A 19,455-nucleotide genomic window follows, 5' to 3' on the forward strand; every position below is an offset into this window, starting at 1 on the left:
AGCAGCTGGAGTGCTGACGCATTAGTGGCCTGATAAAGTCACTCGTTGGCCGATAACCAGCCGGTTGATACCTGGAATCTATGTCTCGTCAAAAAAATGCCCCAGCAGTACCTCACTAGGGCCAAGTTCCATATGCAACCTTTAGCTGTTGCGGCCAGTTTCGAGCTCGGCCCGCAACATAATCACTGCCTGGACAATCACTCGAGCGGTTGATAGCACTTTCGCACCTGCCGGGCTGAGCGCCGTCCTACGCGACTCGCTGTCAAACAGCTCCACCCCTAACTCCGCTTCCAACGCGTTGAGATGTTTGCTTACCGCAGGCTGACCAATTCCCAACTGAGCGGCAGCGGCACTTACCGTGCCGTGGTCGACGGTCGCCAGAAAACTCTCCAGCTTATTGACGTTCATGTGCTTCACCCGCTACTAGAGATCCAGCACGATAAGCGGGGACTTCGCACGAGACACGCACGCGGTCATGCAGGAGCTCTTTTCCGAGTCGTCGAGGATGTAGTCTTGATGGTCAACCTCCCCCTCCAGGTAGCGGATCTTGCAGGTACCACACAACCCGGATTGGCAGGAAGTCTCAACTGGATAACCCGCATCCTGAAGCACCTGGGCAAGGTTCTCGTGGGCGTGGACGACAACCTCTTCGCCGGTACTGGCAATCCGCGCTACAAACGAACCGTTACTTTGTTCAGAACTCGGTTGCTCCGGGGCTTTCACCGGCGCCTTGAAATGCTCGAAGTGGACTGTCCCGGCAGGCCAGTGCGCAGCAGCTTCCTTGCAGGCATTCATGAAGCCGCCAGGCCCACAGTAGTAGACGTGGCACCCGTCGGAGGCGTCCTTGAGGAACGTCTTCAGATCGAAACTCTTGGACGGATCACCACCATCGAAATGCAGGATGACCTTCCCTTCGCCGATCAGGTCTTCCATCTCCTCCGAGAACGCCGCGAATTCGGGGCCTTTGCAGCAGTAGTGAAGCTCATAGTCCTGCCTGGCTAGCTCCAACGCGTGCATCATGGACTTCATGGGCGTCACGCCAATCCCACCAGCGAGCAGGATCGTTCTGCGTGCGTCCTTGCTGAGCATGAAGTTGTTGCGGGGTACGCTGATCCTGACGGTCTGCCCTACCCGCAGTTCATGGACTGCGATCGAGCCACCGGTACCACGTTCGTCTCGCAGCACACCAATGACATAGCGATGCGGCTCGGCAGGCGAGTTGCTCAAGGAGTACTGCCTGACCATTCCATTCGGCAGATGGATGTCGATGTGCGATCCAGCGGTGAATGGTGGAAGCGCACCACCTTTTGGATCGACGAGTTCGTAGGAGTTGATCCCTTGGGCTTCACGGGTAACACGTCGGATCAACAGCTCCAGCAATGCGGGGTTGGGATTTGCTAAGGATGTCATCGTCATTCACCTCTCACCTAGGCACGGGGCCCTGGGCATACCAGGGCCCCCGCTTTTTATTATTGTTCTCTGAAGCTCTGTTCCAATTGTTCGAACCGCGCGGTGACGAACTCGGCGCGCTCCTTGCCTTTGAGCTTGTCCGCCTCGGTGAGGATCGCTACGGCCTCACGGGCCAGTTTGCGACGGTTGATGACCTCCTGCTCCGGTGTTGCAGCCCTAGGCATGTTGAACACGTTGCCGGTGCAGTAACTGTTCGGCTCGCCTCCCATGTCACGCAACCATTGTGCGAAGCCTGCTGCCGCAGCCTGCGGGTTACTGCCGCGAATGCCGTCACGCAGCATCTTGCGGAAGGCATAGAGGCCGGCGTCGAACTTGGTTGGGTTCTCCAGCGCGTGCACCGCGATCGGGCGCTGGCTGATGATTGCCTCGTAGTCGCCGGGTGCGTACTGGGCTTCCTTGTAGTTGTGGCGCTCACGGTGGTTGGACGGGATCGGCGGAATGTCGTCGATCTTGTACTTGCCGAAGCGCTCTGGACGGCGCATGGCGACCTGGCCTTCCAGGAAGTCGATGGTCTCGTAGCCGACCATGCTCTTGTCGCCCACACCACGGGTATCGATGCCAGGGCCCATGACACGCCAGCCAATCATCTTGGCGTTCTCGTCATCCACCGGCACTGTCCAGCGCACGATGTGGAAGCGGCTGAACAGTTTCTTCGCCGAACCGTCTTCCGAGGTGTAGGCATGCAGGCTGAGGTTTGGCAGCACCTGGTGCTGGATGCGCAGGAACATGCGGTCATCGTTCACGCGACGAGCGCCGGCACAGGCCAGACTGCGGCCTTGGTGAACGGGGATGAACTGCATGTCGGGAGCAACTTCCATGGAAGCTGCGCCGACCTCGTCGAAAGTGGTGCCTTGGAAGTTTTCACCCACCACGTTCTTCGCAGAGTGCAAGGCCGTCGGGTGGAAATTGTCCGCCGCGTTGTCCTGAACCTGCAGCCAGTTGCAGTGCTGGAAGTTGCTGTAAGGCACCAACTCGTCCCCTTCCATCACGGTGAAGTTCTGCTCCCACTCCGGGAACGGCGGCTCTTCATCCGGCGGGCCCATGTAGGCGAACACCAGACCATGACGCTCGAACGCCTTGTAGGCGCCCTGGCGGATCGAGCAGGCGTACTTCTCACCTTCCTTCTCCTCGCCGGCAGGGAACGGCACATGCAGACACGCCCCATCTACGTCGAAGACCATGCCGTGGTAGCAGCACTTGATGCCCTTCTCTTGAATCGCACCGTACTCCAGCGAAGCACCGCGGTGGCAGCAGTGGGCATGGAGCACACCAACCTGGCCGCTACCATCGCGGAACGCCACGAGTTCCTCGCCCATGATTTTGAGGAAGCGAGGCGTATCGGTGAGTTCCAGCGACATGCAGACCGGATGCCAGAAGCGACGGAGGTACTCACCAGATGGGGTACCTGGGCCGGTTTCAGTCAGCTCTGGATCATGGTCAGGGGTTTTGTTGGTGTAGTAGCCACCGTAGGCGATCAGCTTCTTCGGAACGGCAGTGCCGCCGGCGCCACGTTGGTCATCATGCTTGTCGAATTTCTCAGTCATTTTCATTGCCTCAGGCTTTATTGTCAGATACGGGATACGGTATTCGTACTCTGTATACATATTGTTCGAACGCAATGGTGCTGCGGGTACTGCTGCAAACGCTAAGGGGTCAGTTGATGGATTTGTCGACGAGGGCGCCCGCCTTGATCCAGGGCATCATGTCGCGCAAGCGCTCACCAACCACTTCGATCTGGTGACGCTGCAGCAGGCTACGCCGGGCAGTGAGCGTAGGATTGCCTGCCTTGTTTTCCAGAATGAAATCTTTGGCGTATTCGCCGTTTTGGATGCTGGTCAACAGCTCGCGCATCCTGTCCTTTGTTTCAGCAGGCACGATCCTCGGCCCGCTGACGTACTCGCCGAATTCGGCGTTGTTGGAAATGCTGTAGTTCATGTTGCCGATGCCGCCTTCGTAGATCAGGTCGACGATCAGCTTGAGTTCGTGCAGGCACTCGAAGTAGGCCAGTTCAGGCGAGTAGCCACCTTCTACGAGCGTTTCGAAACCCAGCTTGATGAGCTCGACGGTGCCGCCACAAAGTACCGCTTGTTCACCAAACAGGTCAGTCTCGGTTTCTTCGCGGAAGTTGGTTTCGATGATGCCGGCCTTACCGCAGCCGATGGCTGACGCATAGGCCAGGGCCAGCTCAACGGCATGGCCAGATGTGTTCTGCTCGACGGCGATCAGAGCGGGTACGCCATGCCCCGCTTGGAATGTCGAGCGAACAGTATGCCCCGGCGCCTTTGGCGCAATCATGATGACATCCAGATCAGCGCGCGGCTTGACCTGCCCATAGTGGATGTTGAAGCCGTGGGCGAAGGCCAGGGTCGCGTTGCGACGCAGATGCGGCTCGACCTGGGCTTGGTAGACCTCGGCGATCAGTTCATCAGGGATCAGCATCATCACCAGGTCAGCTTGGGCAACCGCCTCGGAAACAGTGCTCACGGCCAGGCCTGCAGCCAGTGCCTTTTTGGACGATGCCGAGCCCTGACGCAACCCAACGATGACATCGATTCCACTGTCACGCAGGTTTTGAGCGTGCGCATGCCCTTGCGCACCGTAGCCGATAATCGCCACGCAGAGTCCCTGGAGCAGGCTTAGGTCGGCATCTTTATCGTAGAACAGCTTCATATCAGTGAGACCCTTTTGTTTTTGTGTTCAGGATTTCGCGCTATGTACTCTGTATACAGAGTTCACAGTCTTGACCTACACTGAACGGGAGTCAAGGAAAATTTGAATGTCTGAGGAGAACGTGGACAATGCAGCTCTCACTGAAGGAAGCCGAGGCTCGGCAGGGTCAAGCAATGACAAGCACACTCAAGCGAATCCAATCACGCACTGACTATGTTGATGAGGTCTACAAAGCCCTGCTCGACGCAATCAGCGATGGCTCGCTTGCACCAGGAGCAAGGCTGACGCAGGAAGAGATCGCCGATCAGATGAACATCTCGCGGTCGCCCGTTCTACAGGCCTTGAGGTTGCTTAAGAAAGATGGCCTGGTTCAGGACGCTCCAGGTCGTGGGCTGCTGGTCACACCGTTGACAACAGACTCCATCCGCAACCTTTACCTGATCCGGGGAGCCCTGGATAACCTGGCAGCCAAGATGGCAGCGGCGCGAAAAATCCCGCTGGATCCGGCGCTGATCAAGCGCGGTCGAAAGGCGTCACAGGGCAAGAACATCAAGGAAATGATCGATGCCGACGTGGCATTCCACAACGCGATCTACGAAGCGTCTGGGAACCCACTGATCGCGCAGAGTGCTCAGGTCTACTGGGTGCATTTGCGTCGAGCAATGGGGGCTGTACTGCAGTCCTCGGGCCAACGCGATGCCATCTGGGATCAGCATGAAGGAATCGCCAAAGCGATTGCGGCGGGTGACGTGGAAGCGGCGGGCGCGCTGACTGATGTCCATACAACGCAGGCGAGTGAAAACTTGATCGAGCGGCTCGGCCATCTGCTTTCGCAAGCGTGAAACAGGCGCCCGGGAAACCGGGCACCCGCTACGAGTGGCTTATCGGTTGACTACAGATTTAGGCATTGCAAGGCATATACACGCGGCAAAGGTCAGAGATCCAGCGATGCAGTACAGAGCCAGGTCGGTGGATGAAGTAGTATCCTTCACCCAACCGATCATGTACGGGCTGACAAATCCGGCCAGACTGCCGATAGAGTTAACCATCGCAATGCCGGCAGCTGCTGCCGCTCCTCCCAGAAATGCAGGGGGCAGGCACCAGAATTGGCATAGCCCGGTCATGATTCCCATCGTCGCTAATGACAAGAAAACAAGAGAAACAGTTGGGTTGCCGGCTGTGAGCGTGCTCATCACCAAGCCGAACGCTCCCAGCAGTGCCGGCAAGGCTGCATGCCAACGGCGCTCCTTGTGGCGATCGGCACTACGACCGGTGTAGATCATTGCAGCCGTGGCGAACGCGTACGGGATGGTGGTCAGCAGAGAGACTGTGGATGCCTCCTGGATACCTGAGCTTTTGATCAGGGAGGGCAACCAGAAGCTGACGCCATAGAGCCCCATCATGAAGCCGAAATAACCCGAGCTTAGCACCCATACCCGCTTGTTCCTGAATGCCCCGAACACCGAATGGACTTCCTTGGTTCCACCCTCTTTTTCCAGGTTGCGCTTCAAGGTTTCCTTGTCGCTCGGCGACAACCACTTGGCATCATCGATCTTGTCTTGCAGGTAGAACAGCACGACCACACCCGCGATGATGGAGGGTAGCGCCTCCAAGAAGAACAACCATTGCCAGGCAGAGTGCCCCATCCACCCGTGCGTGGAGGCCATGATCCAGCCCGACAGAGGGCCACCGACCACTCCCGCCATAGGGATCCCGGTCATGAACATCGCCGTAATCTTGCCCCGGCGCGACGGTGGGAACCAGTAGGTGAGGTACAGAATGATGCCAGGGAAGAAACCTGCCTCGGCGAGACCCAACAGAAAGCGCAGAACGTAGAATTGCATCGGCGTCTGAACGAAGATCATGCTTGCCGACAGGATGCCCCAACTGATCATGATCCGGGCAATCCAGCGCCTTGCTCCTACCCGGTGCAGAATGATGTTGCTGGGCACTTCAAACATGAAGTATCCGAGAAAGAATATGCCAGCACCAAGACCATAGATGGTTTCACTGAACTTTAATTCATCCAGCATCTGAAGTTTGGCGAACCCGATATTCACACGATCCAGATACGCGAATACATAGCAAACAAATAGAAAGGGAATAAGTCGCAAGGCTACACGGGTATACAACTGGGACTCAGCGGCTGAATCCTGGACGGCATAAGGTGCCTCTAGAGCATTAGACATGATGCCAATCTCCGATTGATTTTGTATTTGTTGTAGGCGGGCCGTGCAGCAGCGCCGTTCCAGGTTCGGCGCTGCTGCAGAGATGGGTCAGGAGAACATGTCCGGCTGTTCTGCCACGAGTTGGTCGTAGAGGGGTTGGAAGTGAAGCCAGCCGATGAAGGGACTACCCACATTCTCACGGCTGTAACGGCAGCGCTCCGGCGTCACCAGCTTGGGCGTGATGCCGCTGGCTTCGATCAGCAGTTGCTGCTGGCAGCACCGCTCCAACGCGATGAACCAGAATGCAGCCTCATCGATACTGTGCCGACTGGCCGTAAGCAGGCCGTGATTTTGGTGGATTACTGCACGCACATCCTTGAAGTATTCGCTAACTGACTTGCCCGCCTTCGCCTCTACCGCAACGGCGCCGGCTTCAGCGGTGATTACAACGTGGTCTTCGAAGAACACCGCTGCGTCCTGGGTGATCGGCGGCAACGGGCGCCCGGTGGCAGACCAGGCTCCGCCGTAGATGGTGTGCGCATGGCACATGGCGACGATATCCGGGTGCGCTTCGTGAACGGCAGCGTGCAGCACGAAGCCAGCCCGGTTGATCGCGTAGTCACCCTGGACGACCTTCCCTTCATGATCCGCGAGGATCAGGCTGGACAGCTTCACCTGCGAGAAATGGACGGCCATCGGGTTTGTCCAGTACAGCTCTGGGAACTCCGGATCGCGAACGGTCAGATGACCGGCAAAACCGTAATCAAGGCCGTGTTTTGCAAACGCCCGGCAGGCTGCAACAAGATGTTTCTTCCGATACTGCCGCTCTTCTTCAAAACTCTTGAAGTCTGGCATTTCCGGAAAGATCAGTCCCTGCTGTTCAGGTTGATAGACCGATATGCGGCGTTTTTCGTTGGATGCTGGTTCAATTCGCAGCAAGGGATCCATAATGCCAACCTCATCTTTTATTGTTGTTGGAGACCCATAGTTGACTTTAGGCGTATGGATTGACAAACGAAGGCTTTTCACTCAAGGTTGAATTAAATTTAGCCTAATCAAATAATAATGAGAAAGATTCCTAACTTCGCCGCTATCAAGGCTTTTGAGGCTGCTGCTCGCCTGGAAAGCTTCGTCGCTGCTGCTGACGAATTGCACTTGTCTCCCTCCGCCGTCAGTCACCAGGTGAGAAAACTTGAGGCTACTCTGGGCATGGAGCTTTTCAAACGACAGCCGCGCTCGGTCGAGTTAACGATCCAAGGTCGTGCCCTCGCTCAGCGTCTCACCACAGCCCTCGACGGCTTGGAGTCGGCACTGTCGATGTGGATGCCCAGTGCGGAGCAGCTGCAGCTCGCCGTCCATTGCGCACCTAGCTTTGCTTCCAAATGGCTCTCGCCTCGTTTGGCACGCCTGGTGAGTGAGCCAAACCCTCTTCACATCCGTTTGACCTCCAGTGCTACGCCCCCCGAGCTCACTCGGCACGAGGAGATCGACATCGCGATCACCTACGGTGCGCCGATCCAGCGCGTCGGCGTAATTTCCGAGCCCTTGGGCCTGGAAACTATCGCACCCATGAGTTCACCGCGTTTCTTCGACGCATCTGAAACGCTTGAACCTCGCACGCTCAAGCCAGGATCGTTGATCGATTCCCAGCTTAGCCCGGTGCGATGGAGCGACTGGTTCCGACATGAGGGCGTGGCTGAACGATCGGACTTGGGAGGGCTTTCTTTCGACCGCGCGGCTCTCGTTCTCTCAGCCGCAGCAGATGGGCTTGGCATTGCTTTGGAATCTACCCGACTGGCGGAGAATGAGCTGCGTCAAGGCTCACTGGTGGTATTGAACGGGCATATGCCTGCGTTGCAGCGCGAGATGCATTTCCTCTGCTATCGAGGATCGATGAGAGGCAGCCGCAAGATTGAGCGGTTCAAGGAATGGATCATGAGCCAGATCAACGAGGCATGAAGCCTCTGCCCTTCCCCGCTCAAACTTGAGTCAGAGCCAGGCCCCTCAAGTGCCTGCCACCCCAGCATTCATCCAGATCATCAGGCCTGTCAGAGTCGCCAGAGAACCCAAGGTGGAGATCAGGATGGTGCGGGAAATCAACCCAGCCTCCCGACGATAAAACTCTGCCAGCATAAAAGGCCCGGTGCCGGTTGGAAGCGCACTGAGCAGTAGCGCAGAATTTGCCCACATCGATTGAAGTGCGAACACCTTGAATGCGAGGAACCACGTCAGCAACGGCTGCCCCACCAGCTTGATGGTGACAAGGGGCCAGGGGCTGCTTTTGCCCGCAGCCGACTTGACCGTTTTCTGCCCAAGGAACAGTCCCAGAGAAATGAGCGCACAGGGCGTGGTTGCTGTTGCCAACATATCGAGAAAACTCAGGACAGGGTGAACCAGCGGAACCCCTGTCATGGCCCAGGCAGCACCAGCGATGGGCGCGATGACCAAGGGATTTTTCGAGAGTGCCTTCACGACGACGGCTATCGCTTTGCCGATATGCCGCTCCTCCTGCAAGCCAACCTCAATGCAAATGACCGCAATCGCGAACAGGACACACACCACAATGAGCGTCGAAATGAGCGCGGGCTGAAGGCCTGGATGGCCAAAGACGATGGCACAGAGCGGAATGCCAATGTAGCCGGTGTTGGCGTAACCAGCGCTTAAGCCGTCGATGCTGGAGCTGGCAAGGCTATGCCCAGTGCACAGTCGCCAGACCAGCGTCCCTGCGAAAATTGCCAAGGTGCCGGCACCGAAGGAAATGATGAAACCAGGTTGCCAGATTTCAGCCCATGATGCGGTCGCGGTCACCTTGAACAGCAAGGCAGGTAAGCAGAGCCACACCACCATTTTGTTGATCTCGGAGGCGGCTTGGTCTCCAAGTCGATTCGTCTTTCGGCAAATAAATCCAGCGAGGATGAGAGCGAAAATAGGTAAAACGATAGCGAGAACGGTGTACATGACTTCCACAATGACGAGGGTTTTGGGCCTGCATAGATTAGAATCGCCAACCAATGCAGTCCAATGACTATGAAGTAGTCGATTGATACCTCCGGAGCATCAATGATCGAACACCGGCACTTGCGCTATTTCCTGGCCCTGGCTGATCTACTTCATTACGGCAGGGCCTCTGCACAGGTGAACGTGGCCCAGTCCTCGCTAAGCCGCCAGATTGCAGACCTGGAATCCCAGCTTGGGTGCCAGCTCTTTGTGCGCACTTCTCGTTCAGTTGAACTGACCTCGGCTGGCCTGGAGTTTCAGCGCAGCGCGCAACTGGTCATGCAGGCGATGGATTCGGCGATTCGCTCCACCCAGGCCGTAGCCCGAGGTGAGAAAGGAGCGCTGCGTATCGCATTCACGTCCATGATCGCCTGGTCTGGTTTGCCCAGGCTGATCAAGGCCTACGCCGATAGCGCACCCGGCGTAAATCTGGAGCTGAGCGAACTGATCCCAGGTGCGTTGATGAAAGCCGTAGAGTCCGGAGAATGCGATATCGGCCTCACCTTCGAGGCAACGGTTCAGCCTCCGTATCAATACCTGGAGCTGCAGCGTGAGTCGCTGAGCATCGCCGTTCCAGCCGATCACCGCTTGGCGCACCAGAAGGTCGTAGGCGTCAAAGACCTTATAGATGAACCCTTCATCTTGAGCCCCCGCGACACTGCATCGGTGCTGTACGATGGCATCGTCCAGCTGTGCCGACAAAACGGCTTTGAGCCCCGTGCTCGGATGTATACGCAGCTCCAAGGGACGATCGTGAACCTGGTTGGAGAAGGGCTAGGTGTCTCGATCATTCCAACCGCCATGTCGAAGTCGAACCCAGAGTCAGTTCGATTCGTACGGATCGATGATGCCCCCGAACTGGCTCTGGGAATGGTTTGGAACACGACCAACTCGAACCCGTGCCTCTCTGCCTTCATTCAGTCTGTGGACGCCCGCCTCGACGAGACATGATCGAGTACGAGCGCCGACTCTAATTCGCTAACGGTTCACCACCCCTTTCGGCATTGTTAGGCAGACCACGGCAGCACAAACCAGCGCCGCTGCGATGCAGTACAACGCGATGCTGGTCGACCCTGTGGAATCCTTCACCCAGCCGATCAGATAAGGGCTTATGAAGCCCGCCAAGTTACCGATGGAGTTGATCATCGCGATGCCGGCAGCTGCTGCGACCCCGCCCAGAAACGCGGGTGGGTAGCACCAGAACTGACTCATGGCAGACATCACGCCCATGGCTCCGATCGAGAGAAACGCGACCGTCAGAATAGGGTTCTGCTCCGTAGTAGTAGCAAGCACCAAACCCATCGCGCCAATCACTGCCGGCACCGCCGCATGCCATCGACGCTCTAACACGTTGTCAGAATGTCGCCCAGTCATGACCATCGCAATCGTGGCCAACGCGTACGGTATGGTGGTCAGCAGCGAGACTTCAGCAGCGCTCTGAACGCCGGAGTTCTTGATGAGCGATGGCAGCCAGAACGTGATCCCATTCAAGCCCATCATCACACCGAAGTATCCTGCACTTAGCAGCCAAACCTTAGGATTGGTGAAAGCGCTGAATGCGGAATGTCCGTGATGCGGCTGGGCCTCCCCCTGAAGGTTGCGCTTGAGAATGGCCTTCTCTTCCTGGGTGAGCCACTTGGCATCGTCGGGATTGTCACGCAAGTACGCCAAGACAACGAAGCCAGCGACGATCGATGGTATTGCTTCGAGGGCGAACAGCCATTGCCAAGCTGAAAAGCCGTGCCAGCCGTGAGTGCTCGACATGATCCAGCCGGAAAGTGGGCCACCCAATACCCCCGCCATCGGAATACCCGTCAGGAACATCGCGGTGATTTTTCCCCTCCGGGAGGAAGGGAACCAATAGGTCAAATACAAGATGATGCCGGGGAAGAATCCAGCTTCTGCTACGCCCAGGAAAAACCTGAGGGTGTAGAACATGGCAGGCGTCTGAACGAACACCATGCAGGCCGACAACACGCCCCAGCTGACCATGATGCGAGCGATCCAGCGACGAGCGCCGACCTTGTGCAGCATCATGTTGCTCGGCACTTCAAAAATGAAATAGCCGAAGAAGAAAATCCCTGCCCCCAGCCCGTAAACGGTTTCGCTGAACTTCAGTTCATCCAGCATCTGCAGCTTCGCGAATCCCACGTTCACCCGATCAAGGTAGGCGAAGACATAGCAGAGAAAGAGAAATGGAATCAGTCGAAGGGTCAAGCGCGCGTACAGCTTTGACTCGTCCGGGGTGGAACGCGAATCAGGGACGCAGGCAGCATCAAGAGCATTAGGCATCTGCCTATCTCCAGTCATTGTTATTGTATGGCGGGCAAGAAAAGGCGCCGCCCGGACGGACAGCGCCAGGGTACTTACGAGAACATGTCAGGCTGCTCAGCCGCGATCTTGTCGTAGAGCGCCTGGAAGTGCAGCCAGCCAATGAACGGGCTGCCGACGTTCTCACGGCTATAGCGGCAGCGCTCCGGCGATACCAGTTTCGGCGTGATGCCCGAGGCCTCGATCAGTAGTTGCTGCTGGCAGCAACGTTCCAGCGCGATGAACCAGAACGCAGCTTCGTCGATGCTGTGGCGGCTAGCAGTCAGCAGGCCGTGGTTCTGGTGAATGGCGGCTCGTACATCCTTGAAGTAGTCGCAGACTGCGTTACCGGCCTTGGCTTCCACCGCGACGGCACCGGCTTCAGCAGTGATGACCACGTGGTCTTCGAAGAACACAGCAGCATCTTGGGTGATCGGAAGCAGTGGCCGCCCGGTCGAGGCCCAGGCACCACCGTAGATGGTGTGCGCATGGCACATGGCGACGATATCCGGATGCGCTTCGTGCACCGCAGCGTGCAGTACGAAACCGGCACGGTTGATGGCGTACTCGCCCTGCACCACCTTGCCCTTGTGATCGGCTAAGATCAGGTTGGACACTTTGACCTTGGAGAAGTGGACAGCCATCGGGTTCGTCCAGTACAACTCGGGGAACTCCGGGTCGCGCACGGTCAGGTGGCCGGCGAAACCATAATCAAGGCTGTGCTCAGCGAATGCGCGGCACGCAGCCACCAAGTGCTTCTTGCGGTACTGGCGCTCTTCTTCGAAGTTCTTGAACTCAGGGATCTCGGGAAAGATGAGCCCTTCCTGTTCAGGCTGATAGATCGAAATACGTTTCTTGCCGCCTGCGGTTGGGTCAAGTTTGAGTACCGATTCCACGATTACCACCTCTGGTTATTGTTTGGGGTGGTGTCATGGTCTAGATCAGAGACAGCAGTGACAAACGATCCGTTTTCAAGCAAGGCTCAATAAAATTCAGTCTTGGGGTTTTTCACCTTGAGCTTGCCGCTGAGTCTTAAAGCGAGGGGAAACGTGCCCAACAAGACGAATATAGGAGTTTGAGATCTGCTTCAGACAGAGGCCCTATCAGCAAGGCCTAGTTTCTTAGGGTAAGTCTGCCGCCCAACCTAATCAGGCGCGCACGCACTCTGCAATAGCCATATCTGGAGCTGTATACCTCAGAGTGAAGCGGTCAATGAAGCGAACGGAGCATGCTGATGAGTGACTTGGTGTAGCCTGGATGTGCGCTGAAATCTCGGAAAACAACGCTGTGCTCCAGCACCGCCCACGGCTCCGAAAGCTCCTTGATGTGGAGACTCATGGCCTTGCGGTACCTTCTGCCGAGCGACTGAGGCAATATCGCAACGCCAACCCCCGCCTCCACCAGTCTGCTGACAGACTCGAAGCTGGCCACCTGAAGGTGTGGAGCAAACTCGCAGCCGAGCTGGCTCGCGTGCTTCTTCAGGAGCTCATGCAGCGGACTTCCCGCCGGCAAGCTGACATGGGAATAGAGAAAGGTGTCAGCTAACGTCACGCTATGGTTTCTACTCAGCGGATGATCTGCGGCCACAGCCAGCACCAGACGCTCAGCACTGAACGGAATGACCTCCAGGCCGATGGCTGATACCGGACCACTGACAGGGCCAGTGGTGATTCCAATATCCGCAGCCCCCTCCAGAATGTCGCCAAGGACATCCACTGAATTGCGCTCCTGGAGCTCAATCTCCACACCTGGAAAATCCGCTCGAAAACGTCTTAGCGCTACCGGCAACGCATCGATGACCGCAATCGTATCGGCGACGACCTTGATGCGCCCAAAGCTGCCTACGCCTGGCTCAGCAAACTCGGACTTCAAGCATTCGAGCTGCTGCATGACGAGCCTGGCGTGTACCAACAGCCGTGAACCAGCATCCGTGAGCATCACCCCGCAACTATTGCGATAGAGCAATTGAGCGTTCAACTCCAACTCGAGCGCCTTGATCCGCGCACTGGCTGCGGCCGGTGACAGTAGCGCCCGTTTGGCCCCAAGGCTGAGACTCGGCGCGCTGGCGATTTCGACGAAAAGCGCCAAGTCCTTGATGTTCATGGTCATGATAATTCCTGGTGTGCGATCAACCCGAGCTATCCACCTCCCGCGTCCAGCGCCCTAGCGTCATCCCGTTGACATTCAGCGAAAGCAAAGAAAACTGCGACCCGCAAAATCTTCTCATTTGAAATTACTTGATGCAATATAAATTACAAAGGAAAGGCCAATCAAAGAAAAACAAATCAAATGACCATAATCGAAATTCGAGATCCTTCTATGCATCCGGACGATAAAGCCAAGATCCCCCCCAACAACGCAGCTGTCATCCGAAGCGAAGACCTGATCCAGAGCGTGGCGGACGCCCTGCAGTACATTTCCTACTTCCATCCCACCGACTTCATCGAAGCCTTGCATGGGGCCTACCTACGCGAGGAGTCAACCTCTGCCAAGGATGCAATGGCGCAGATACTGATCAACTCACGCATGTGTGCAACCGGGCGCCGGCCTATCTGCCAGGACACCGGCATCGTCACGCTATTCGTACGTGTTGGCATGCAAGTACGCTGGGAGAATTCCGGCCTGAGCGTCGACGACATGATCAATGAGGGGGTACGCCGCGCCTACCAATTGCCGGAGAACGTGCTGCGCGCATCGATCGTCAGCGACCCCGCAGGCCGACGCCCCAATACGCGCGACAACACCCCGGCAATCATTCACTACTCGCTGGTACCGGGCGCGACCGTCGAAATCGACATCGCTGCCAAAGGCGGTGGATCGGAAAACAAGTCAAAGATGGCCATGCTCAACCCCTCCGACTCGATCGTTGACTGGGTGTTGAAGACCGTGCCAACGATGGGTGCCGGATGGTGCCCTCCTGGCATGCTCGGCATTGGCATAGGCGGTACTGCGGAAAAAGCTGCTGTGATGGCCAAGGAAAGCCTGATGGGGGCTATCGATATTCACCAGCTAAGGGCCCGCGGCCCTGCGAACCGGGTCGAGGAGTTACGCTTGGAGCTGTTCGAGAAGGTCAATCAACTGGGGATTGGTGCACAGGGCCTGGGCGGACTCACCACGGTCCTGGATGTGAAGATCCTCGACTACCCCACCCATGCGGCATCTCTACCCATCTGCATGATTCCCAACTGCGCGGCGACCCGACATGTTCACTTCGTGCTTGATGGTTCCGGTCCCGCAGAGCTGCAAGCACCTTCGCTTGACGCCTACCCCGAGATCGTCTGGGAGGCTGGCCCGAGCGCACGCCGCATTGACCTGGACAGCCTGACCCCGGATGACATCGCCAGCTGGCAACCTGGCGAGACACTGCTACTGAACGGCAAGATGCTGACCGGGCGCGATGCGGCGCACAAGCGCATGGTGGAAATGCTGAACCGGGGTGAGTCGCTGCCCGTCGACCTGAAAGGCCGATTCATCTACTACGTTGGCCCCGTCGATCCGGTGGGTGACGAAGTCGTTGGTCCTGCCGGCCCCACAACTGCCACTCGCATGGACAAGTTCACCCGGCAAATTCTGGAACAAACCGGCCTGCTTGGCATGATCGGCAAATCCGAACGCGGCCCTGCGGCAATCGAGGCCATCAAGGATAACCGGGCGGTGTATCTGATGGCCGTCGGTGGCGCCGCCTACCTGGTGGCGCAAGCCATCCGCAAGTCGACCGTGCTGGCGTTCGCGGACCTTGGCATGGAAGCCATCTACGAGTTCGAGGTCAAGGACATGCCCGTTACCGTGGCAGTCGACAGCCAAGGCACCTCGGTGCATCAAACCGGCCCGCAGTACTGGAGCGAACGCATTCTGCTGCGCACCGACGCCTGAAGCCGCACACAGCCGGATAAAAAAGACCGCTGCAGCAGAACTGCAGCGGTCAAGGCTTAACGAAGAGGCCTGAGGGCTGCTAAAGCGAAAGCCCTGGGCGACTCTACATACAAAAACAACATTGAATCAATATCTTTCATAAGAAAGGATTTTTAAGCAGACTGTTGTCATTCGAAAGGCATTGTGTAGAATCAGTCATGCGAATGAAATTCTCGGCACGACATCCAAAAAACAACCGCCGAGCCCTGGCGCTGATGCCCATCGATTGATACTTCGGAGTCCGCTATGCCCGCTAAGAACCTGGATGCACATCTCTTCATCAATGGCCAATGGCAGGAGGGCAGCGCGGGCAAACGCGACAACGTGGACCCTGGCAACGGCGAGATCCTTGGCATTGTCAGCCTGGCCAGCGCTAGTCAGGTCGATGCCGCTATCAAGGCGGCCGACGCAGCGTTCCCGGCCTGGAGCAGAACCCCTGCCGTCCACCGCGGGCTGCTGCTGAAGAAGGTTTCGGCCCTGCTGGCGGAACGCGTCGATGAGCTGGCCAATGCCTTGCTGCTCGAAGGTGGCAAGACCAAGGCAGATGCCTACGGCGAAGCCGGGCGCGCCATCGAAGCATTCGGCTGGAACGGCGAAGAGGCCTCGCGCGTCTTCGGCAAAGTCCACACTGGCATCGTCGAGGGCAGCACGCGCCTGTCAGTACCAACTGCATTGGGAGTAGCGGCAGCGATCACACCGTGGAACTTCCCCGCCGTGCTGATTGCCCGCAAGCTGGGTGCTGCACTTGCCGCCGGCTGCACTGCAGTCCTCAAAGCGTCTGAGTTCACGCCGTACAGTGCCACCGTGATCATCCGCGCCATCGTCGATGCGGGTATCCCGGCCGGGGTTGTGAACCTGGTGTACGGCGACCCTGCCGCAGTGAGTGAGCAACTGCTTGCCGCACCTGAGGTCAAGATCGTCTCGTTCACTGGCTCCACCCATGTCGGCAAGCTCTTGGCCGCCCAAGCGGCGCGCAATCTGACACGCTGCGTCTTTGAACTCGGTGGCCACGCCCCGGTGATCGTTTGGGAGGATGCCGATCCAGAGCGCGTTATCCAGGTGACGGCACCTGCCAAGTTCGGCACCGCCGGTCAGTCCTGCGTCGCGCCGACTCGCTACCTGGTTCATGAAAGCCTGCATGACAAGATTGTTCAGGGTCTCGTCGCAAAGGCCGAGTCCTATCAGCTGGGCCACGGCCTCGAGGACGGCACCACCCTCGGCCCTGTTGCCCATGCAGGTCGTATCGCCGAATTCAAGGCGCTGATCGAGGATGCGGTTAGCAAAGGTGCAGTGGTCGAGACGGGCGGCTACCAAGTCGACCGCCCCGGCTTCTTCTTCAAGCCAACCATCCTCAGCAATGTACCTAGCGACGCCAAGATCCTCTTCGAAGAACCTTTTGGCCCGATTGCCACCGTGCAGAAAGTCGCCTCACTTGAGCAAGCCCTCAAGCATGCCAACGCAGCACCTTATGCATTCGCTGCGTACCTGTTCAGCGATTCGCTGCGCGTGCGCAACGAGGTCGTGGCGAAGCTGAACGCTTCTAACCTGGGCATCAACCAGACAGCCCCGTCCCTGCCCGACGTTGCGCTGGGTGGCTTGGGTAACAGTGGTTACGGCTACGAAGGCGGCAGCGAAGGCGTGCTCGCCTACACCCAACTCAAGCTGATCAACCAGTCTGCGCTCTGACTCGCAACATGACGAACTGGCGCTCACCGTCCTGGATCGGGAGCGCCCTTTGCCAAATATCAATGGGCGCGATTATTCGCGACATCTCGAAGAGGTTGAAATGGCTACTCCACTCACAATCGCCAAGGTAATTGCGTCCCCTGGCGTAGGTTCGTTCTTTTTCGATGACCAAGCCGCGATCAAGGCGGGTGCAGTAAGGGATGGCTCGGCTTACTTGGGCGTCCCTGTGACCCCTGGCTTCAAAGCGGTTCGCGAGCCCTCCGAAGCCGTCTCGGTGATGTTGGTGCTGAGCGATGGCTACATCGCCCACGGCGACTGCGCGAGCGTGCAGTACACCGGCGTGGGCGGCCGCGAGCCACGCTTCCACGCCGCCGCCCTAGCCCAGCAGATCGAACAGGAACTGGGGCCTCGCCTGGTGGGTATGCCGGTGAACGGCTTCCGTGAAGCCGCGATCGCCACCGAGCGCCTGGTCGATGAACTGTTCGACAGCAAGCGAGGTGCTGCCTACGGCGTGTCCCAGGCACTGCTCAATGCTGCTGCGCATGCCGCGGGTCACCACCTGATGGCTCAGGTGATCAAGGACGAATGGGACATCAGTCGCCCACTGGCTGCGGTACCGATCTACGGGCAATGCGGCGATGAACGCTATACCACCGTCGACAAGATGATCCTCAAGAGCGTCCCGGTCCTTCCCCATGGCTTGATCAACACTCCCAGCCTGGTAGGCACCGACGGCGTCGCACTGGAAGAGTACATCGGCTGGCTGCGCGCGCGCATCGGCCAACTGCGCGTCAGCGAAAGCTACAAACCCATCCTCCACATCGACGTGTATGGCCTGATCGGCAGCGTGGCACAAGGCTCGATCGAGCACACCGCCAACATCATCCAGAAGCTCGAACGTGCTGCAGGCGACCACGAACTGCGCATCGAACACCCACTTGATGCCGGTAACCGTGACGCTCAGATCGAAGCCATGGGGAATCTGCGACAAACGCTGAAATCGCGTGGCAGCAAGGTATCGATCATTGCCGATGAATGGGCCAACACGGCCGAGGACGTCCACCTGTTCGCAGCCGCCGGTGCTACCGACATGGTACAGATCAAGACCCCGGACCTGGGCTCGATTCACAACTCCATCGACGCCATCCTCGACTGCCACAAATACGGTATCGGCCCGGTACTCGGCGGTACCTGCGCAGAGACGGACCAGTCGGCGCGTACTACCGCCCATATCGGCGTGGCAACCGGCGTTAGCCAGATGCTGGCCAAGCCCGGCATGGGCTTCGACGAGGGTTACAACATCGTCTTCAACGAAATGAACCGCGCTCTGCGGATCGCCAGCCTTATCGAGCGTTCCTGACCACTGATGCACGGGGCGGCGCCTGCGTCGCCTCAGAGGATAAGAATCATGTCGCTGCACACCGTCATCAATGGCGCCACTTCGTTCCTGTTCGTACCAGGCAACCGTCCTGAACGGTTCCAGAAGGCCCATGAGTCAGGCACCGATATCGTCATCATCGACCTTGAGGATGCCGTCGCTACAGCCGAGAAAGCGCAAGCACGAGCAAACGTGCGGACCTGGCTCCTGAGCAACCCGACCCTGCCGACGGTCGTACGCATCAACCCGCGCACGACCCCGGCGTTCGAGGAAGACGTGCACGCCCTCGCCGGGCTTGCGCGTGCGGTCATGCTGCCCAAGGCCGAAACCGCTGAGGACATTGCCGAAACCGTTGCCACACTCGGCGACGGGATTCTGATCGTCGCCCTGATCGAAACCGCCAAGGGTGTCCTCAACGCGCCACAGATCGCGGCCTCTCCCCGCGTTGCCCGCCTGGCCTTCGGCAATGTCGATTTTGCTGCAGACGTGCAGATCAAGTCCGACGACAACCAGGCACAACTGTTCGCACGCTCTCAACTGGTGCTGGCTTGCGCTGCAAGCCAGATCGCCGGCCCCATCGACGGGGTTACGACCAATATCCTCGATGAGTCAGTGACCTTGCATGCGGCTGAATATGCCCGCTCCCTGGGCTTCACCGGCAAGCTCTGCGTTCACCCTCGCCAAGTCGCCCCGGTACGACGCGCCTACCTGCCTACCGAAGACGAGATCGCCTGGGCCACCGCAATTGTTCAGCGCGCATCAGACAGCAACGTGGCCACGATCGACGGCCAGATGATCGATCGCCCGGTGGTGCTGCGTGCCGAGCAAATTCTCGCTCAGGCAGCGCATGCCACTCTCAACTGA

Annotated in this window: 17 protein-coding genes; 7 read left to right on the forward strand and 10 right to left on the reverse strand. The window is 58.0% G+C overall.

The window, feature by feature from the left end:
* Positions 1-141: 141 nt before the first annotated feature.
* From ACIP21_RS13775 to ilvC, 4 genes are all read right to left on the reverse strand, one after another.
* A complete protein-coding gene (locus ACIP21_RS13775; protein ID WP_400688257.1) occupies positions 142-408 on the reverse strand; it encodes a LysR family transcriptional regulator in 267 nt (88 codons plus the stop codon).
* Positions 409-423: 15 nt separating this feature from the next.
* Complete coding sequence (locus ACIP21_RS13780) at positions 424-1,416, reverse strand: PDR/VanB family oxidoreductase (protein WP_400688259.1); 993 nt, start codon at positions 1,414-1,416, stop codon at positions 424-426.
* 53 nt (positions 1,417-1,469) lie between these two features.
* Positions 1,470-3,014 (reverse strand): Rieske 2Fe-2S domain-containing protein, encoded by a 1,545-nt coding sequence (locus tag ACIP21_RS13785; protein ID WP_400688261.1) that lies wholly within the window; start codon positions 3,012-3,014, stop codon positions 1,470-1,472.
* Between the two features lie 109 nt (positions 3,015-3,123).
* A complete protein-coding gene (ilvC, locus tag ACIP21_RS13790; RefSeq protein ID WP_400688263.1) occupies positions 3,124-4,140 on the reverse strand; it encodes a ketol-acid reductoisomerase in 1,017 nt (338 codons plus the stop codon).
* 128 nt (positions 4,141-4,268) lie between these two features.
* Between ilvC and ACIP21_RS13795 the strand changes: the two genes are divergently transcribed.
* Positions 4,269-4,982 carry a GntR family transcriptional regulator gene (locus ACIP21_RS13795; protein ID WP_400688264.1) on the forward strand — a complete coding sequence of 238 codons (714 nt, stop codon included), beginning with the start codon at positions 4,269-4,271 and terminating at the stop codon, positions 4,980-4,982.
* A 39-nt stretch (positions 4,983-5,021) separates the two neighbouring features.
* Here the strand turns inward: ACIP21_RS13795 and ACIP21_RS13800 are convergent, their stop codons facing one another.
* Positions 5,022-6,329 carry an MFS transporter gene (locus tag ACIP21_RS13800; protein ID WP_400688266.1) on the reverse strand — a complete coding sequence of 436 codons (1,308 nt, stop codon included), beginning with the start codon at positions 6,327-6,329 and terminating at the stop codon, positions 5,022-5,024.
* Between the two features lie 87 nt (positions 6,330-6,416).
* Complete coding sequence (locus tag ACIP21_RS13805; RefSeq protein ID WP_400688268.1) at positions 6,417-7,256, reverse strand: class II aldolase/adducin family protein; 840 nt, start codon at positions 7,254-7,256, stop codon at positions 6,417-6,419.
* A gap of 117 nt (positions 7,257-7,373) precedes the next feature.
* Here ACIP21_RS13805 and ACIP21_RS13810 point away from each other — a divergent pair, with 117 nt between their 5' ends.
* Positions 7,374-8,267, forward strand: a complete 894-nt coding sequence (locus ACIP21_RS13810) for a LysR substrate-binding domain-containing protein (protein ID WP_400688270.1) — start codon at positions 7,374-7,376, stop codon at positions 8,265-8,267.
* Positions 8,268-8,312: 45 nt separating this feature from the next.
* On the opposite strand, the gene ACIP21_RS13815 is transcribed toward ACIP21_RS13810, so the two are convergent.
* Complete coding sequence (locus tag ACIP21_RS13815) at positions 8,313-9,266, reverse strand: AEC family transporter (protein ID WP_400688272.1); 954 nt, start codon at positions 9,264-9,266, stop codon at positions 8,313-8,315.
* Between the two features lie 102 nt (positions 9,267-9,368).
* Here ACIP21_RS13815 and ACIP21_RS13820 point away from each other — a divergent pair, with 102 nt between their 5' ends.
* On the forward strand, positions 9,369-10,256 hold the full coding sequence (locus ACIP21_RS13820) for a LysR family transcriptional regulator (RefSeq protein WP_400688274.1): 888 nt from the start codon (positions 9,369-9,371) through the stop codon (positions 10,254-10,256).
* 27 nt (positions 10,257-10,283) lie between these two features.
* Here the strand turns inward: ACIP21_RS13820 and ACIP21_RS13825 are convergent, their stop codons facing one another.
* From ACIP21_RS13825 to ACIP21_RS13835, 3 genes are all read right to left on the reverse strand, one after another.
* A complete protein-coding gene (locus ACIP21_RS13825; protein WP_400688276.1) occupies positions 10,284-11,597 on the reverse strand; it encodes an MFS transporter in 1,314 nt (437 codons plus the stop codon).
* 74 nt (positions 11,598-11,671) lie between these two features.
* Positions 11,672-12,511, reverse strand: coding sequence for a class II aldolase/adducin family protein (locus ACIP21_RS13830; RefSeq protein ID WP_400688277.1), 840 nt, complete (start codon positions 12,509-12,511; stop codon positions 11,672-11,674).
* 313 nt (positions 12,512-12,824) lie between these two features.
* On the reverse strand, positions 12,825-13,724 hold the full coding sequence (locus ACIP21_RS13835) for a LysR family transcriptional regulator (RefSeq protein WP_400688279.1): 900 nt from the start codon (positions 13,722-13,724) through the stop codon (positions 12,825-12,827).
* A 210-nt stretch (positions 13,725-13,934) separates the two neighbouring features.
* On the opposite strand from ACIP21_RS13835, the gene ACIP21_RS13840 reads away from it, so the two are divergent.
* The 4 genes from ACIP21_RS13840 to ACIP21_RS13855 all read left to right on the forward strand — a co-directional run bounded on the left by ACIP21_RS13840 (position 13,935) and on the right by ACIP21_RS13855 (position 19,455).
* Positions 13,935-15,488, forward strand: coding sequence for a fumarate hydratase (locus ACIP21_RS13840; RefSeq protein ID WP_400688705.1), 1,554 nt, complete (start codon positions 13,935-13,937; stop codon positions 15,486-15,488).
* 285 nt (positions 15,489-15,773) lie between these two features.
* Entirely contained in the window at positions 15,774-17,213 is a 1,440-nt protein-coding gene (locus ACIP21_RS13845) for an aldehyde dehydrogenase family protein (RefSeq protein WP_400688281.1), read from the forward strand.
* 100 nt (positions 17,214-17,313) lie between these two features.
* Positions 17,314-18,573: a methylaspartate ammonia-lyase gene (locus ACIP21_RS13850; RefSeq protein WP_400688283.1), complete on the forward strand. Its 1,260-nt coding sequence runs from the start codon at positions 17,314-17,316 to the stop codon at positions 18,571-18,573.
* A gap of 48 nt (positions 18,574-18,621) precedes the next feature.
* The gene (locus ACIP21_RS13855; protein ID WP_400688285.1) at positions 18,622-19,455 is read left to right on the forward strand and encodes an HpcH/HpaI aldolase/citrate lyase family protein; all 834 of its coding nucleotides are present in this window, start codon (positions 18,622-18,624) and stop codon (positions 19,453-19,455) included.

Source organism: Pseudomonas sp. NPDC089401 (assembly GCF_044749485.1).
Lineage (GTDB): Bacteria > Pseudomonadota > Gammaproteobacteria > Pseudomonadales > Pseudomonadaceae > Aquipseudomonas.

Bases quoted from the DNA above. Each gene is read 5' to 3' on its own strand.
- ACIP21_RS13855 (WP_400688285.1), top strand. From the start codon at position 18,622: ATGTCGCTGCACACCGTCATCAATGGCGCCACTTCGTTCCTGTTCGTA.
- ACIP21_RS13835 (WP_400688279.1), bottom strand. From the start codon at position 13,724: ATGACCATGAACATCAAGGACTTGGCGCTTTTCGTCGAAATCGCCAGC.
- ACIP21_RS13820 (WP_400688274.1), top strand. From the start codon at position 9,369: ATGATCGAACACCGGCACTTGCGCTATTTCCTGGCCCTGGCTGATCTA.
- ACIP21_RS13775 (WP_400688257.1), bottom strand. From the start codon at position 408: ATGAACGTCAATAAGCTGGAGAGTTTTCTGGCGACCGTCGACCACGGC.
- ACIP21_RS13840 (WP_400688705.1), top strand. From the start codon at position 13,935: ATGCATCCGGACGATAAAGCCAAGATCCCCCCCAACAACGCAGCTGTC.
- ACIP21_RS13810 (WP_400688270.1), top strand. From the start codon at position 7,374: ATGAGAAAGATTCCTAACTTCGCCGCTATCAAGGCTTTTGAGGCTGCT.
- ACIP21_RS13785 (WP_400688261.1), bottom strand. From the start codon at position 3,014: ATGACTGAGAAATTCGACAAGCATGATGACCAACGTGGCGCCGGCGGC.
- ACIP21_RS13795 (WP_400688264.1), top strand. From the start codon at position 4,269: ATGCAGCTCTCACTGAAGGAAGCCGAGGCTCGGCAGGGTCAAGCAATG.
- ACIP21_RS13780 (WP_400688259.1), bottom strand. From the start codon at position 1,416: ATGACGATGACATCCTTAGCAAATCCCAACCCCGCATTGCTGGAGCTG.
- ilvC (WP_400688263.1), bottom strand. From the start codon at position 4,140: ATGAAGCTGTTCTACGATAAAGATGCCGACCTAAGCCTGCTCCAGGGA.
- ACIP21_RS13805 (WP_400688268.1), bottom strand. From the start codon at position 7,256: ATGGATCCCTTGCTGCGAATTGAACCAGCATCCAACGAAAAACGCCGC.
- ACIP21_RS13825 (WP_400688276.1), bottom strand. From the start codon at position 11,597: ATGCCTAATGCTCTTGATGCTGCCTGCGTCCCTGATTCGCGTTCCACC.
- ACIP21_RS13815 (WP_400688272.1), bottom strand. From the start codon at position 9,266: ATGTACACCGTTCTCGCTATCGTTTTACCTATTTTCGCTCTCATCCTC.
- ACIP21_RS13845 (WP_400688281.1), top strand. From the start codon at position 15,774: ATGCCCGCTAAGAACCTGGATGCACATCTCTTCATCAATGGCCAATGG.
- ACIP21_RS13800 (WP_400688266.1), bottom strand. From the start codon at position 6,329: ATGTCTAATGCTCTAGAGGCACCTTATGCCGTCCAGGATTCAGCCGCT.
- ACIP21_RS13850 (WP_400688283.1), top strand. From the start codon at position 17,314: ATGGCTACTCCACTCACAATCGCCAAGGTAATTGCGTCCCCTGGCGTA.